General features: G+C 60.0%; 15 protein-coding genes. 1 reads left to right on the top strand and 14 read right to left on the bottom strand.

Translation table 11 applies throughout. From position 1 onward, the window contains the following. The first annotated feature begins 31 nt into the window (after positions 1-31). On the top strand, positions 32-763 hold the full coding sequence (gene pgl, locus QP968_RS06415; protein WP_102723282.1) for a 6-phosphogluconolactonase: 732 nt from the start codon (positions 32-34) through the stop codon (positions 761-763). Between the two features lie 321 nt (positions 764-1084). Here the strand turns inward: pgl and secG are convergent, their stop codons facing one another. From secG to rpe, 14 genes are all read right to left on the bottom strand, one after another. Next, positions 1085-1321, bottom strand: coding sequence for a preprotein translocase subunit SecG (gene secG, locus QP968_RS06420; protein ID WP_102723281.1), 237 nt, complete (start codon positions 1319-1321; stop codon positions 1085-1087). A gap of 108 nt (positions 1322-1429) precedes the next feature. Continuing rightward, positions 1430-2215, bottom strand: coding sequence for a triose-phosphate isomerase (gene tpiA, locus QP968_RS06425; RefSeq protein ID WP_284855572.1), 786 nt, complete (start codon positions 2213-2215; stop codon positions 1430-1432). A 28-nt stretch (positions 2216-2243) separates the two neighbouring features. After that, a complete protein-coding gene (locus tag QP968_RS06430; protein ID WP_284855573.1) occupies positions 2244-3464 on the bottom strand; it encodes a phosphoglycerate kinase in 1221 nt (406 codons plus the stop codon). Positions 3465-3600: 136 nt separating this feature from the next. Beyond that, on the bottom strand, positions 3601-4611 hold the full coding sequence (gene gap / locus QP968_RS06435; RefSeq protein WP_284855574.1) for a type I glyceraldehyde-3-phosphate dehydrogenase: 1011 nt from the start codon (positions 4609-4611) through the stop codon (positions 3601-3603). 139 nt (positions 4612-4750) lie between these two features. Next, complete coding sequence (gene whiA, locus QP968_RS06440) at positions 4751-5722, bottom strand: DNA-binding protein WhiA (protein WP_284855575.1); 972 nt, start codon at positions 5720-5722, stop codon at positions 4751-4753. 35 nt (positions 5723-5757) lie between these two features. Beyond that, the gene (locus QP968_RS06445; RefSeq protein WP_284855577.1) at positions 5758-6759 is read right to left on the bottom strand and encodes a gluconeogenesis factor YvcK family protein; all 1002 of its coding nucleotides are present in this window, start codon (positions 6757-6759) and stop codon (positions 5758-5760) included. 66 nt (positions 6760-6825) lie between these two features. Beyond that, a complete protein-coding gene (gene rapZ, locus QP968_RS06450) occupies positions 6826-7701 on the bottom strand; it encodes an RNase adapter RapZ (RefSeq protein ID WP_284855578.1) in 876 nt (291 codons plus the stop codon). A gap of 39 nt (positions 7702-7740) precedes the next feature. After that, positions 7741-9825 carry an excinuclease ABC subunit UvrC gene (gene uvrC, locus QP968_RS06455; protein ID WP_284855579.1) on the bottom strand — a complete coding sequence of 695 codons (2085 nt, stop codon included), beginning with the start codon at positions 9823-9825 and terminating at the stop codon, positions 7741-7743. A 4-nt stretch (positions 9826-9829) separates the two neighbouring features. Then, positions 9830-10366: a PH domain-containing protein gene (locus QP968_RS06460; RefSeq protein ID WP_284855580.1), complete on the bottom strand. Its 537-nt coding sequence runs from the start codon at positions 10364-10366 to the stop codon at positions 9830-9832. A gap of 89 nt (positions 10367-10455) precedes the next feature. Beyond that, complete coding sequence (gene ribH, locus QP968_RS06465) at positions 10456-10953, bottom strand: 6,7-dimethyl-8-ribityllumazine synthase (RefSeq protein ID WP_284855581.1); 498 nt, start codon at positions 10951-10953, stop codon at positions 10456-10458. Positions 10954-10979: 26 nt separating this feature from the next. After that, positions 10980-12227, bottom strand: a complete 1248-nt coding sequence (locus QP968_RS06470; protein ID WP_284855582.1) for a bifunctional 3,4-dihydroxy-2-butanone-4-phosphate synthase/GTP cyclohydrolase II — start codon at positions 12225-12227, stop codon at positions 10980-10982. Continuing rightward, entirely contained in the window at positions 12224-12826 is a 603-nt protein-coding gene (locus QP968_RS06475) for a riboflavin synthase (protein WP_284855583.1), read from the bottom strand. Before QP968_RS06475 ends, QP968_RS06470 begins: the two co-directional genes overlap by 4 nt. Beyond that, positions 12826-13845, bottom strand: a complete 1020-nt coding sequence (ribD, locus tag QP968_RS06480) for a bifunctional diaminohydroxyphosphoribosylaminopyrimidine deaminase/5-amino-6-(5-phosphoribosylamino)uracil reductase RibD (RefSeq protein WP_284855585.1) — start codon at positions 13843-13845, stop codon at positions 12826-12828. Before ribD ends, QP968_RS06475 begins: the two co-directional genes overlap by 1 nt. Then, positions 13846-14508, bottom strand: coding sequence for a ribulose-phosphate 3-epimerase (gene rpe / locus QP968_RS06485; RefSeq protein ID WP_284855586.1), 663 nt, complete (start codon positions 14506-14508; stop codon positions 13846-13848). It abuts the gene before it with no gap. Between the last annotated feature and the right edge of the window lie 3 nt (positions 14509-14511).

The following is a 14511-nucleotide window of genomic DNA, read 5'->3' on the forward strand; positions in this document are numbered from 1 at the left end:
ACAGTAAAGCACCACAAGGAGCGATGAGCACATGGTTAGCGTCGAAAAAGTCCCCAACCTGGATGTTTTGATTGATCAGGCATCCAGTCGATTCGTAGACACCGTCGCGGAGATTGTGAACTCCGATGACGGCGGCGTCCACGGGGATGGCATCGCGCGCGTTGTCTTCACTGGTGGCGGTGCTGGCATCAAGCTGCTGTCCCGCCTCGTCCGAGCAAAGACACTCGACTGGTCCCGCATCCACGTCTTCTTCGGCGATGAGCGCAACGTGCCGGTGTATGACCCAGAATCCAACGAAGGTCAGGCGCGTTACGCGCTGCTGAACCACGTTCACATCCCAGAAGCCAACATTCATGGCTACCGGGCCGGCAGCACCACGTTGGAAGACGCCGCGGAGAACTACGCGCGCGCAATCGAGCAATTCGCCCCGCAAGGTTTTGACCTTCACCTGATGGGCATGGGCCCAGACGGCCACATCAATTCCCTGTTCCCCCACTCCAAGCAGCTGGCCGAGCGTGACCAGCTCGTCGTTGCTGTGAAGGACTCCCCGAAACCACCCGCAGAGCGCATCACTCTCGCCTTGCCGGCCGTGGCCCGCGCACGCGAAGTATGGCTGCTCGTCTCCGGTTCAGAGAAGGCCCCCGCAGCACATCAGCTTATAGCCGGCACAGTCTCCGACGAATGGCCCGTCACGCTCATCCCTGAGCTGGCGGACACCGTTCTTTTTATCACCGAGGACGCTGCCACAAGTCCAGAGATCTAGATCTTGCTTTGGCGCCGCCCGTGCGCCATTTGGCTCTGTTTGGCTCCGCTTATCCCTGTTTGGCCCCGCTTAGCCCGGCTCAGCTCTTGAGCACCAACTCCCTGTGTAAACGCTTACATTGCACCGGTAACTACCAAGCAGTAGAAATTTTCTACCAGGGATTCTATCGGTGCCAGTTTTTTCGCGATGTAAATCTTTACACAGCCCCAGCTAAAAGCGGTGACCAAGGCCACCCCTCGCCTCCCCCCCTAACACTTATTTTTCCCTCTCGAACGTGAAAAAGCCGGGACGATTTTCGTCCCGGCTTACTGCTTGTACGAGCTAGAGGCCGTACGCCTGAATGAGATTCAAGCCGATGATGCAGAGGATCCAGATAACCGCGACGATGACGGTGTAGCGGTTCAGGTTCTTCTCCACCACGGTCGAACCAGAGAGATTTGCCTGGACACCGCCACCGAAGAGGCTGGACAGACCGCCACCTTTGCCGCGGTGCAGGAGGACAAAGACACTCATCAGGATTGATGCGATAACCAGAATGATCTGCAGTGTCAGGGTCATGGGTGTGTCTGCCTCCAAATGTGGGTGCGGGTTAACTCATCATATGGTACACCAGCGCCGGGACAGTTCCAGCATTGCTGGCCCCGGTGTGTGGCGTACCGGGTGGTTTTAGCTGCGCACTGCATCGCCGGCCACCGCCACCAACTTGGCAAAGTCAGCGCCGTCGAGGGATGCTCCGCCGACGAGGCCTCCATCAACATCGGGTTGGCCGATGATCTCAGCAACCGTCTCCGTCTTCACGGAGCCGCCGTAAAGAATGCGGATGCCAGCGGCGACGTCGGGGCCTGCCAGCTCACTAATGAGCGATCGAATTGCCGCGCACATCTCCTGAGCATCAGCCGCGGAAGCGCTCTTACCGGTGCCGATCGCCCAGACCGGCTCGTACGCAATAACCACGTTTGCCAGCGCAGCGGCATCTAGCCCGGCGAGCGACGCGCGGGTTTGCTCAACGACGAATTCAACGTGGTTACCTGCCTCGCGCACATCGAGCTGCTCGCCGACACACACGATCGGGGTGATCCCCTGGCCCAACGCTGCCTTGGCCTTCGCGGCCACCAGCTCATCGGACTCATTGTGGTATTCACGGCGCTCGGAGTGGCCCACCACTGCCCAGGTGCAGTCGAGCTTGGCCAGCATCTGTGCGGATACCTCACCGGTGTATGCGCCCGCTTCGTGTTGGGAAACGTCTTGCGCACCGTAAGTGATCTGCAGCTTGTCACCCTGTACCAGGGTCTGCAGGGAGCGTAGGTCGGTGAACGGCACCGTGAGGGCTACGTCCACGTCTTCGTAGTAATCCTTCGGCAGAGCAAAGGCGAGGCGCTGCGCCTGGGAGATCGCCTCAAGGTGGTCATGGTTCATCTTCCAGTTACCGGCGATGAGCGGCTTACGTGCCATGAGAAATCCTTTCTTCAGGTAAGCGGGATTAGTTAGCTTCCAGCACTGCCACGCCTGGCAGCTCCTTGCCTTCAACCAGCTCGAGGGAGGCGCCGCCACCGGTGGAGATGTGGGAGAAACCGTTCTCATCCAGGCCAAGCGTACGCACGGACGCGGCAGAGTCGCCGCCACCAACGACGGTGAAGGAACCGTTGTTAGCGGTTGCATCGATCATTGCCTGGGCAACAGCGCGGGTGCCGTCGGCGAAGTTCGGCTTCTCAAATACACCCATCGGGCCGTTCCAGAACACGGTCTTGGAATCAGCAATGATCTCCGCGTACTTCTTTGCGGTCTCCGGGCCGATATCCAGGGACAGCCAGCCCTCCGGAATACCGTCAAGGTCCACGACCTTACGGTCCGCATCATTATCGAATTCGGAAGCAGCAACGAGGTCCACTGGCAATACGAGCTTGTCACCGTACTTAGCCAGGAGCTCCTTGCAGGTGTTCACCATCTCCTCTTGGAGCAGGGACGCCTGGGTGTTGTGGCCCTGGGCGGTGAGGAAGGTGTAGCACATGCCACCACCGATGATGACCTTGTCGGCCTTCTCCGCCAGTGCTTCAATCACACCGAGCTTGTCGGACACCTTGGAGCCGCCGAGGACGACGATGTACGGCGCCGTCGGATTGTCCTTGATCGCAGCCAGCTTCTCTACCTCAGCTTGGACCAGGTAACCCGCGTAAGCCGGGAGACGCTTGGCCACGTCGTAGACGGAAGCCTGGGCTCGGTGGACCACACCGAAACCATCGGACACGAAAGCGCCGTCGTCAGCAGCGAGAGCCGCAAGCTCATCGGCAAACGAGCCGCGCTCAGCATCGTCCTTGGAGGTCTCGCGCGCATCGAAACGCACGTTCTCCACGAGCAACACGTCGCCCTCGGATAGGCCGTTGGCACGCTCGTGTGCATCCTCACCCGTGACATCAGAAGCCAGAGCAACGTACTGGCCGAGCTTCTCAGACAATGCCTCCGCAACCGGCTTCAAGGAATACTTCGGGTTGACCTCACCCTTCGGGCGGCCGAGGTGGGCGGTGAGGATGACCTTCGCTCCCCCGTCGATAAGCGCCTGGATGGTTGGCAGAGAAGCATCGATACGACCAGCGTCCGTGATGTTGCCGTCATCATCGAGCGGAACGTTGAAGTCCGAGCGGACGAGCACGTGGCGGCCGTCAACGCCTTCCTTCAGCAGCTCATCAATAGAACGTACAGCCATTGTGGTTGTCTCCTTCAAGAGTTATTGGATTGTGGCGGGAAAACGTGAGTATGCGCATACGCGAAACCCGGAGGAATGTGCGTGGCACTCCCCCGGGCTTTTGCTCAGGCACGCGCGGGGCGCGGAAGTTGCCGGTTTAAAGGCTATCCGCGACGTGCTTGGTCATGCGGATGTACTGGGAGGTGTAGGAGTACTCGTTGTCGTACCAAGAAATGATCTTCACCAGCTTGCCGTCGATCACACGCGTCATACCAGCGTCAAAGATCGCGCCGTGCTCATTCGCAATGATGTCGGAGGACACAATCGGATCCTCCGTGTACTCGAGGGCCTGACCGAATTCCGGATCCTGGACAGCCTTCTTAACTGCGGCGTTGACTTCCTCAACCGTGACTTCCTTAGACACATTCACCGTGAGGTCCGTAGCGGAACCCGTGATGGTGGGCACGCGCATAGCAAAACCGTCGAGCTTGCCTTCCAGCTCAGGCAGAACCAGAGCCACGGCACGAGCAGCACCGGTGGTGGTGGGCACAATGTTCTGCGCAGCAGCGCGGGCACGGCGCAGATCCTTGTGCGGTGCGTCCTGGATGCGCTGGTCACCGGTGTAGGCGTGGATCGTGGTCATCAGACCGTTCTCAATGCCAAATGCATCGTTGAGGACCTTCGCTACTGGCGCGAGGGAGTTAGTGGTGCAGGATGCGGCGGAAATGATGTTCTTGTCATTGGTGTAGTCGTGGTGGTTCACGCCCCACACGTAGGTGCCGTCCACATTCTTGGCCGGTGCGGACACAATGACCTTCTTGGCGCCAGCATCGATGTGTGCCTTCGCCTTCTCACCATCGGTGAAAATGCCGGTGCACTCAAGGACGATGTCAACGTTTGCGTCGCCCCAAGCAAGGTTTGCCGGGTCCTTCTCAGCGGTGACCTCGATGCGCTTTCCGTCAACGGTGATCGAGTTGTCGTCGAATTCAACGTCACGGCCCAGGCGACCGTAAGCGGTGTCGTACTTGACTAGGTGAGCCAGCGTCTTGTTGTCGGTCAGGTCGTTGATCTTCACAACTTCGAGTTCATTCGCGAACTTGTCCAAGATGATGCGGAAGGCCGAACGACCAATGCGGCCAAAACCGTTGATACCAATGCGAGTGGTCACTGAAAAGACTCCTTGTACTTATCTAGGTGTTCTGTCCAGACCGTGAACCGATTACAACGTCAACCCGCGGCCTCTTACTCCCAGTGTAGAGAATTGAACCCGTAGTCGCAGGGGCACGCGGAATTACCAAAACCTGGCTTTAATCCTCTTCAGTCACCGCTGCATGCGTATCCGGTATGCCCAGTTCCTTTGCCCGTTTATCGGCCAAAGACAGCAGACGGCGGATACGGCCCGCCACGGCGTCCTTAGTCATCTGGGGCTCAGCCAGGCGGCCAAGCTCTTCCAGGGAAGCGTGGCGGTGCTTGACGCGGAGGAACCCGGCGTCAGCCAGGTGTTCTGGAACATCATCGCCGAGAATTGTCATTGCCCGGTCAACGCGGGCAGCAGCTGCTGCGGCGGCTTGGGCGGAGCGGCGCTGGTTGGCATCGTCAAAATTCGCGTGGTGGCTTGCACTGGTCCGCTCTTCGCGCTTGATGCGTTTTTCATCCCATTCCAGTCGCGCGCGCGGTGCGCCCATGCGGGACAGGAGGATGCCAATGCCATCACCATCACGCAGGAAGACACGTTCGGTGCCGCGGGTCTCTTTGGTTTTAGCGGCCACGGACAAACGGCGCGCCAGACCAACTAACGCCAGCGCAGTCTCCTGCCGTGGGCAGATAACCTCAAGTGCAGCGGTGCGGCCTGGTTCAGTCAGGGAACCCCGCGCCAAAAAGGCGCCACGCCAGGCGGCTTCCACTTCGCCGATCGTGCCGGAAATGATGTTGCGCGGCAGACCAACAACCGGGTGCCCTGATGCGGTGACCAGACGGAAGCGCCGGATCACATCCTTCGCACCATCAGTGACCTTCACTTCGAAGCAGGCTTCCCGTGATTGGGTGCCGGCGTTGATGTTGTTGACCTCAACGTCAATGTCGCAGACGTCCCGGATTGTTGCGGCAAGGTGGTCCGCCACGGCACGCTCTGCGAATTCCGCGCGGATCTCAAGTCCGCGTAGGCCTTGTTCAAACTCGCTAGCTACTCGCAGCATTGCGGTCGCCTCAGCGATCCGGGCATCCGCACCAGTGGGGGCCACACCCAGGAGTTCGTCTTTGACTTTCGACGTCAATGCCACGTTCCCATTCATCCTTTCCGTTTGCTCACATCAGCTTAGTTTCCACGCACAAGCGTTGTGATGGCAGCTGCCAGTTTTTCTGGATTGTGCCTGCTCGTCCGCTGTCCTGCCGCGTCAACCTCGGCGAGATCCGCAAACGTCACATCGGCTCCGGCATTCGCCGCGGCCCGTTGGAGGTAGGCCCTCTCTCCTTGCGACAGCATGATGCCCGAGTCAGCCAAAAAGTGGTCGACTTTTAAGGTCGGCGCATGCTGGTTGAACACGTGGATATGGCGCTCCGTAGTGAATCCTGGGGTCTCCCCTGCCTCTGGGGACAGGTTCAGGATGACAATGACGGTGGCCTTTGTTTCAGTCAGGGCCTGCACAATCTCTGGAATCAGCAGGTGCGGAATCACAGAGGAGAACCAGGAGCCCGGCCCAATGGTCACCACATCAGCGTTGAGGATCGCCTCTACCGCAGCGGGGTTGGCCGGTGGCTTCGCGGGAAGGATTCGAACGCGGCGAACGGATCCTGGGGTGGTGGCCACCGCCACCTGGCCGCGCACAGACCGGACCACCCGCGGGTCATCATCTAGCCCCGCTACGTCCGCTTCAATGTCGAGCGGTTCCAAGGCCACCGGCAGAACCCGTCCGACGGTCTGCGTCCACTGCCCCACTGTGTCCAACGCCCGCTGCAAGTCCCCATACGCCTCCGCCATTCCAGCGATGATGAGGTTGCCCACCGCGTGGCCCGCCATGGCACCGTTGCCACCAAAACGGTGCTGGATGATGTCTTTCCATTCCTCCCCGAACTCGGTCGACGGCGTCAAAGCTGCCAGCGCCATGCGGAGATCTCCTGGCGGCACAATGTCCAGCTCACGGCGCAAGCGACCGGACGAACCACCGTCATCGGCAACGGTGACAATGGCGTTCACGTGATAATCACTAGGATCACCAAGACCAGGATCCTGAGCCGCGATCTGCTTCGCCGCTAGAAGCGTCTGGTGGAGTCCGTGGCCGCCACCAAGGCTGGCTACGTTGATGTGAGGGGCGTTCATGATGGGAAGTCTTTCTCTTGCTCAAAGGGGCTTGCCGTATCACCGTCTGCGCACTGCGCACGGAGACTAGTGCCGCTTCAGATCCCTATGCATCACAGCAACGTCCACTTCCCCACGCGCACCAAGCCGTCGCCCGATTTCCTCGGAGACCGCCACGGAGCGGTGGTGCCCACCCGTGCAGCCAATGCCCACGGTGACAAAGTCTTTGCCCTCGTGTTTGTAGCCAGCCATCATGGAGCTGAGTAGGTCCACAACCCCGTCGATAAACTCGTCCGCGCCAGGCCGAGACAGCACGTAATCGCTGACGGGCTTGTCCACACCGCGGAAGTCACGGAGCTCCTCAATCCAGTAAGGGTTGGGCAGGAAGCGCACGTCAAAGATCAGGTCAGCATCACGCGGGGAGCCATGCTTGAAACCGAAGGACTCGACGGTCACATGCTGTTTCGTCGAGCCAAGATCACCGGCGGAGGCCTCGATCGCACGACGCAGATCATGAATGGACAGGTTCGAGGAATCGATGATCACGTCCGCTGTTTCACGCACGCGCGCGAGCTCAGCGCGTTCACGCGCGATACCCACGTGCAGCGGGTTGTCGCCCTGCAGCGGGTGGGTGCGACGCACGCTATCAAAGCGTTTGATCAGCACCTCGTCGCGGGCTTCAAGGAAGAGAATGAAGGGGTTGTAGCCGCGTTCACGCGCCTGCTCGATGAAGTCCATGAGCGACCCGCGGAAGATGCGTGCGCGCACGTCTGTCACCACGGCGAGTTTGTCCACCGGGGAATCTTCGGCCATAGCCATGTCCATCAATTCGAGGCCGAGCTGCGGTGGGAGGTTCTCAGAGACGAAGTAGCCTTTGTCTTCAAAGACGTTTGCTGCGCTGGACAACCCGCCGCCGGACATTCCGGTGATGATCACGGGGCGCGGTGCGGAAGAGGAAGTCATGTGCCCCATCGTATCCAAAGAGACAAAGCATGTAGCTGCTTATCGACGTTCCCCCTGCAAATGGTCATACACCTTCTGCGCGAGCTTTGGCCCCATACCTGGGACCTCGGTGATGTCCTCGACGCTGGCAGCTTTGAGCTTCTTCACACTGCCGAAGTGCTTCACCAGGTCACTGCGGCGCGCTGGCCCGAGTCCTGGGATTCCGTCGAGAGCCGAGGCGCGCATGCGCTTGGAGCGTTGCTGGCGGTGGTAGGTGATGGCAAAACGGTGTGCTTCATCACGGATCTGCTGGAGCAGGTACATACCCTCGGAGTTGCGGGGCAGAATGAGCGGCTCATCATCGTATGGCACCCACACCTCTTCGAGCCGCTTGGCTAGGCCGATGAGGGCGACGTCGACGACCCCGAGATCGTCGAAAACTGCTTGGGCCGCATTGACCTGTGGTTTGCCGCCGTCGACGATGAACAGCTGCGGCGGGTAGGCAAAGCGTTTGTTGCTTGCTGTTTCCACCGCGTCATCTGTTTCCTCATCGGCGAAGGCAGTATTGTCCAGCTCCGGGTCCTCCGGATTGGCCAGCTTGTCCTGGGTATGGCGCTTGAATCGACGGCGAGTGACTTCGGCGATGGAGCCCACATCATCGCTGCGCCCATCCCCTGCTGCTTCCTTGATGCGGTAGCGCCGGTAGTCCGATTTCTTGGGCAGGCCATCCTCGAAGACAACGAGGGAGGCGACCACATCCGTGCCCTGGATATGGGAAATATCAGTGCACTCGATACGCAAAGGTGCCTCGTCGAGGCCTAACGCATCCTGAATATCCTGCAGCGCCTGCGACCGCGCGGTGAGATCCCCTACCCGCTTGAGCTTGTGCTGACGCAGGGATTCCTTCGCGTTGCGGTGAACGGTCTCCATGAGCGATTTCTTATCGCCTCGCTGCGGCACCCGAATATCCACAGGACCACCACGCAATTTCTCGAGGAGCTCCTTGGTCTCCGCTGGTTCTGCGGGCATGACTTCCACGAGGATCTCACGGGGAACCGGCATCGGGGCACGTTGCGCTGCGTGGGATTCTTGGTCCACACCGCGGCGACGCACCTTCTTCGCCGCCAACCGCTCATCTTCGATACGTTCCTGCTCAACACGCTCCACGGCGTCGGAGTAGTACTGCACGAGGAAGTTCTGCATCAACACCGGCAACGCAGGATCGGCTTGGCCCTCTTCAAGGCGTTCCATGCTGCCGGGCTCATCACCTGTTTTCTCCACGACCCAGCCACGCTGGGAGCGGATACGACCTTCACGGACGGTGAAGATCTGCACGGCGGCTTCCAGCTCATCCGTATCAAAGGCGATGATGTCCGCGTCCGTGTCCATGCTCAGCACGACGGTCTGACGTTCCATGACTTTGTTGACGGCCCCGAGGTCATCCCGAAGCCTCGCTGCTTTTTCAAACTCCAGGTTCTCACTGGCTTCCAACATCTGGTTGGTCAACGCTTTGACCAGCGCATCAGTGCGACCAGACATGAACCCCATGAAGCCGTCGACGATGTCCGCGTATTCCTCCTCGCTCACACGCGCAACGCAGGGGGCGGAACACTTATCGATGTACCCCAACAAACACGGCCGCCCCAACTGCTCGTGGCGGTTAAACACGCCGTTAGAACAGGTCCGGATGGGAAAGACGCGAGTGAGCAGATCTAAAGTTTCGCGCACCGCCCACGCATGGGAGAAGGGGCCGAAATAACGCACCCCTTTGCGGCGTGGCCCGCGGTAGAAGAAGGCCCGCGGGTAATCCTCTTTCACGCTGACCGCGAGCATGGGATACGTCTTGTCGTCGCGGTACATGACGTTGAACCACGGGTCGAAGCGCTTGATCCACGTGTATTCCAGCTGGAGCGCTTCCACTTCGCTGGCTACAACGGTCCACTCCACCTTCGCGGCGGTAAACACCATCTGGCGGGTGCGCGGGTGCAGCTGCTCTGGTGGCTGGAAATAGTTATTCAGGCGGGCACGCAGGTTCTTTGCTTTGCCCACATACACCACGCGCCCAGAGGCATCGCGGAACTTGTACACGCCAGGCTCCGTTGGGATGCTGCCTGGGGCGGGACGGTAGGTTGCTGGATTAGCCAAGGGGCTAGTCCTCAGGCATGTATCGGGCTTCCAGCGCGCGGAAGTCCTTCACCGCAGCCACAGCTCGTTCCTTGTCCGCGGACTGGATGGCCCACAGTGGAACATATTCGAACTCTGGCAATTCCAACCGCGCCATGCGGGAACCCTGCGGAAACGCAAGACCGTACACAACCAGCCACGGGTAGAAACGCGTGCCAATGATATTGCGCACCTCTACCCCATCCTCATTCACGCGGACGCGCGGACGGGACAACCCGATCCACGTTGCGGCAGACAGGATCAGGCCAATACCGGGGAAGGCAAACTTGTCAATGGTTGTGACAGCCGCGCCCGTAAATTCAATATCCACGACAGCACCCATGAAGATGTGCACAGCCATGATCAGCACAACCAACATCAGGGCAACGCGCTTCAACGCCGGCGAGGTGATTTCCAGCTCCCACGGCTTCGTCGACGTCACCGCATGCGGGTCCAACGCGTTGTAATAAGCCAGGTCCCGGTCGCTGATGCTTCGTCCCGGTGCACTGTTTGTGTTAGTCACTGCACTCTTCCGTGGTTGTTGTTCGGCGATTATTCGCTGGGTTTTCTCACGTCATCCTACCCACGCAGCCACGTGGGCGACAAGATTCATCACCAGTGGTCGTGGGTGCGCGGAGCAAACGCCCGCACCCGCGCCAGAGTCAGCGCAGTACCCAATGCGGCGTCCATCGCTTCCGCCCCCTTGTCCTCCTTGGCGCCCGGCCCACCCGTGCGCGCGAGGGCCTGCTCCACGTTGTCAACGGTGAGCACCCCATTGCCCACCGGGACTTGCTCATCAAGTGCCACGCGCGTCAAACCCTCCGTGACGGAATCGCACACGTAATCAAAATGCGCGGTCTCTCCACGAATGACGCACCCCAATGCAACCACAGCATCAAAACGTCGTGCGCACGCTTGAGCAACCACGGGAAGTTCGAGCGCACCAGCCACGCTAAAAAGCTCGGCCTTCGCGCCAGCCTCACGCGCTGCCGCCAATGCGCGATCGCGCAGCTTATCGACGATCTCCGCATTCCACTCCGTCACCACCACAGCCACGGTCAAACCTTCAGCTGAAATGCGGCGTGGTGCTGGTGCTCCAGTCGTTGCCATTGATGGTCCTTCCCTTCGCTTTGAACCTATTGTCCCTGAACCTGTTCCCACTCGGCGACGAGTGGCAAGTCGTGCCCCATGCGGTCACGTTTCGTGCGCAGGTAGTGGATGTTGCAGTTATTCGGTGCGATCTCGATGCGCGTGCGACCGGAGATAATCGGACCGTAACCACTCAAGGCTTCTACCTTCTCCGGATTATTCGACAGGATTTCGGCGGAGGCGATACCCAAGTCGGCGATGATCTGGCCGGCGACGGAGTACTCGCGGGCGTCGATAGGCAATCCCTGCTCTAGATTGGCGTCGACGGTGTCCAGACCATCCTCCTGCAGCCGGTAAGCGTGCAGTTTGGCCACGAGACCAATACCGCGGCCTTCGTGGCCACGGACGTACACGATCACGCCACGGCCGGCGGCTTGAATCTGGCGCATGGACTCATGCAATTGTGGCCCACAGTCACAGCGCTGCGAAGCAAACACATCACCAGTCAGGCACTCAGAGTGGACGCGGACAAGAACGTCCTGCCCGTCCGTGACATTGCCGCACACGAGGGCGATGTGCTCGGTCGCATCGACAAGCGAGCGATAACCGTACGCCGTGAACACGCCGAATTCTGTAGGCAACGTGGTCGTGACTGCACGCTCGATGATGCGATCCGTGCGACGGCGGTACGCGATGAGCTGCTCGATGGAGATCAACGGCAGATTGTGCGCATCAGCGAATTCACGCAGTTCCGGTCCACGCGCCATGTCCGTCGGGTCCTTCTCAGACACCAGCTCACACAACACACCCACCGGCGTACAGCCAGCCATCCGGGCAAGATCAACGGAAGCCTCTGTGTGCCCATCGCGCGCCAGCACACCGCCGGCCCGTGCACGCAATGGCACGATGTGGCCGGGGCGAGTGAAATCCGTCGGGGTGCTCTGCGGATTGGCAAGACGGCGAATCGTCTCCGCACGCGAGGTTGCGGAAATACCCGTCGTTCCCGTCGCAGCATCAACCGTGACCGCATAAGCGGTGCCACGGGCATCCTCGTTCTGCGCAACCATCGGTGGCAGATCCAAGCGAGTAGCCGCCTCATCTTCCATGGCCACGCAAATGTAGCCGGAGGAATACCGCACCATGAACGCCACCATTTCCGGTGTGGCATGCTGCGCGGCGAAGATGAGGTCACCTTCGTTCTCACGGTCCTCATCATCCACCACGACCACCGCACCACCTCGGGCGATGGCCGCCACAGCATCTTCCACAGAATCAAGGCGCAGCGAGTCCATCATGGCTTTAGATGGTAGCCCCCAACCATTTTCTCAACGTACTTGGCCACCACGTCTACTTCGAGGTTCACCGGCTCCCCCACCGCCATGTCCCCAAACGTGGTGTCCGCCAGTGTCGTGGGGATAAGGGAGACTTCAAGGAAATCCTCCCCAACAGCGGAAATAGTCAGTGAGGTGCCATTGATAGCAATGGAGCCTTTCTCCACCACATAGCGTGCCAAATCCGCAGGCAAGGAAAAGCGCAGCACCTCCCAGTGCTCGGACGGAGTACGGCTGAGAAGCTCACCTACGCCGTCAACATGGCCTTGGACGATATGTCCACCCAGCCGTGCCCCGGCTGCCAGCGCGCGCTCCAGGTTGACGCGGGAGCCGACCTCGTAGCTGCCTAAACGGCTGCGGTTCAAGGTCTCCTGCATGACATCTGCGGTGAACCCCTCGGGGAGTTTGTCCACGACGGTCAGGCACACTCCGTCCACCGCGATCGAATCGCCGGGGGCAGCATCGCTGGCGACCATTGGTCCGTGCACGGTCAGACGAACAGCATCGGTGAGCTGCTCCAGCTTTTCGACGCAGCCCACTTCCTCAACTAAACCCGTGAACATCAGTCGTTCCTGTCCTTCCTGCATAGTTCAATGACGGCATCTTCACCGAAGGAGAATGCGTCATACAGTTGATAGCGCTTCGCGTCACCGATCGTGTCTACTAGGGGCCCATCCAGGAGGCTGCGTCCAGCACCGAAAAGCATCGGCGCGACGTAGGCGGTAATGCGGTCCACGACATCGAGTTGAAACACGCTGCGCATAAGCGTTGGTCCGCCCTCCACAAGGACATCTCGTGCGCCGGATTCATACAGCGCCTGAAAAGCTTCTTCCGGTGTTGCGTACTGCTCGAATCCCAGCCTGGTCAGGTTGCCTTCCGGCACCTCGCGCGTACCCACCACGATGCGACGGGGCTGGTTAGCTAAGAGCGCGCCATCCCTGTCACGAGCAGTGAGCGATGGATTGTCCGCAATTGCGGTGCCGGTACCGATCACAATGGCATCACGCATCGCCCGATCGTAGTGCACGTACTGGCGTGTTTCTGGCGCCGTAATCCACTGGCTTGTCCCGTCGGGCGCAGCCGTGAAGCCATCCAGAGTTGACGCGAACTTCGCGGTCACAGACACACGTCCGTACCGCACTGAGTCTAGCCACGGTTCGAGCCCTTCAACAGGAAAATCCACCTGCGTTACCTGGACCCCGTGCGCGCGAAGGTGGTTTGCACCACCGGCTGCCTGGGGGTTGGGGTCATCGTTGACGTAGTACACGTGGCTAATACCGGCAGCCACGATCGCTTCAGTGCACGGCCCCGTCCTGCCGGTGTGATTGCACGGCTCAAGAGTCACGGCCAGGGATGCCCCGTTCAAGCGATCGGGGTAAACGGTTGCAGCCTGATTGAGCGCGACCCTTTCCGCATGCCGGCCGCCTGGTGGTTCGGTGGCGCCCGTCGCAATGATACCACGCTGATCAAAGACAGCACAGCCCACCGCTGGGTTCGGGCTGGTGGTACCGCGCACCTTCTGACCAGCATTACGCGCCGCGATAAGGGCGGACTGCACCGCCTCGGGGATGTCGCGGACCATTTAGCGGTTCGCGGCGATGGTGGCCAGATCGCGCAGGGTTTCCACTGCCTCAGCCGGGTCCTCTGCACCAAACACAGCGGAACCAGCCACGAATGCATTCACACCCGCTTCGGCTGCCAGCTCGATCGTGGATGAGGAAATGCCGCCATCGATGCCGATGATCGTGGACAACCCAGCCTCTTCAATGCGCTCCCGCAAGGTAGCGACCTTGCTCAGCACCTCCGGCATGAACTTTTGACCACCGAAGCCCGGCTCCACACTCATCACCATCACCTGCTCAAAGTGCTCAATATCGTCGAGGTACGGCTCAATCGGCGTGCCCGGCTTAATGGCAAAACCTGCCTGGACACCCAAGTCGTGGAGTTGCTTAGCCGCAGCGATGTGATCATCCGTGGCCTCAATATGGAACACCAGGCGGTCACCACCAGCCTTGATATAGGTCTCGAACCAGCGCTCCGGCTCCTCAATCATCATGTGAATATCAAGGAACTGGTCCGTCACGCCATCAACCGCCTTGGTCACGTCCGGACCAAAAGAAAGGTTAGGCACGAAGTGTCCATCCATGATGTCCACGTGGATGAGGTCAGCGGTAGGAACCTTTCTCACATCCGCGCCGAGCGCGGCGTAGTCAGCGGCCAAGATTGACGGGGCAATGTAGATCATGCC

The sequence above is a fragment of the Corynebacterium sp. MSK041 genome, from assembly GCF_030232265.1.
Classification (GTDB): Bacteria; Actinomycetota; Actinomycetes; order Mycobacteriales; family Mycobacteriaceae; genus Corynebacterium.

Bases quoted from the DNA above. Each gene is read 5' to 3' on its own strand.
- pgl (WP_102723282.1), top strand. From the start codon at position 32: ATGGTTAGCGTCGAAAAAGTCCCCAACCTGGATGTTTTGATTGATCAG.
- secG (WP_102723281.1), bottom strand. From the start codon at position 1,321: ATGACCCTGACACTGCAGATCATTCTGGTTATCGCATCAATCCTGATG.
- tpiA (WP_284855572.1), bottom strand. From the start codon at position 2,215: ATGGCACGTAAGCCGCTCATCGCCGGTAACTGGAAGATGAACCATGAC.
- QP968_RS06430 (WP_284855573.1), bottom strand. From the start codon at position 3,464: ATGGCTGTACGTTCTATTGATGAGCTGCTGAAGGAAGGCGTTGACGGC.
- QP968_RS06445 (WP_284855577.1), bottom strand. From the start codon at position 6,759: ATGAACGCCCCTCACATCAACGTAGCCAGCCTTGGTGGCGGCCACGGA.
- rapZ (WP_284855578.1), bottom strand. From the start codon at position 7,701: ATGACTTCCTCTTCCGCACCGCGCCCCGTGATCATCACCGGAATGTCC.
- ribH (WP_284855581.1), bottom strand. From the start codon at position 10,953: ATGGCAACGACTGGAGCACCAGCACCACGCCGCATTTCAGCTGAAGGT.
- QP968_RS06470 (WP_284855582.1), bottom strand. From the start codon at position 12,227: ATGATGGACTCGCTGCGCCTTGATTCTGTGGAAGATGCTGTGGCGGCC.
- QP968_RS06475 (WP_284855583.1), bottom strand. From the start codon at position 12,826: ATGTTCACGGGTTTAGTTGAGGAAGTGGGCTGCGTCGAAAAGCTGGAG.
- ribD (WP_284855585.1), bottom strand. From the start codon at position 13,845: ATGGTCCGCGACATCCCCGAGGCGGTGCAGTCCGCCCTTATCGCGGCG.
- rpe (WP_284855586.1), bottom strand. From the start codon at position 14,508: ATGATCTACATTGCCCCGTCAATCTTGGCCGCTGACTACGCCGCGCTC.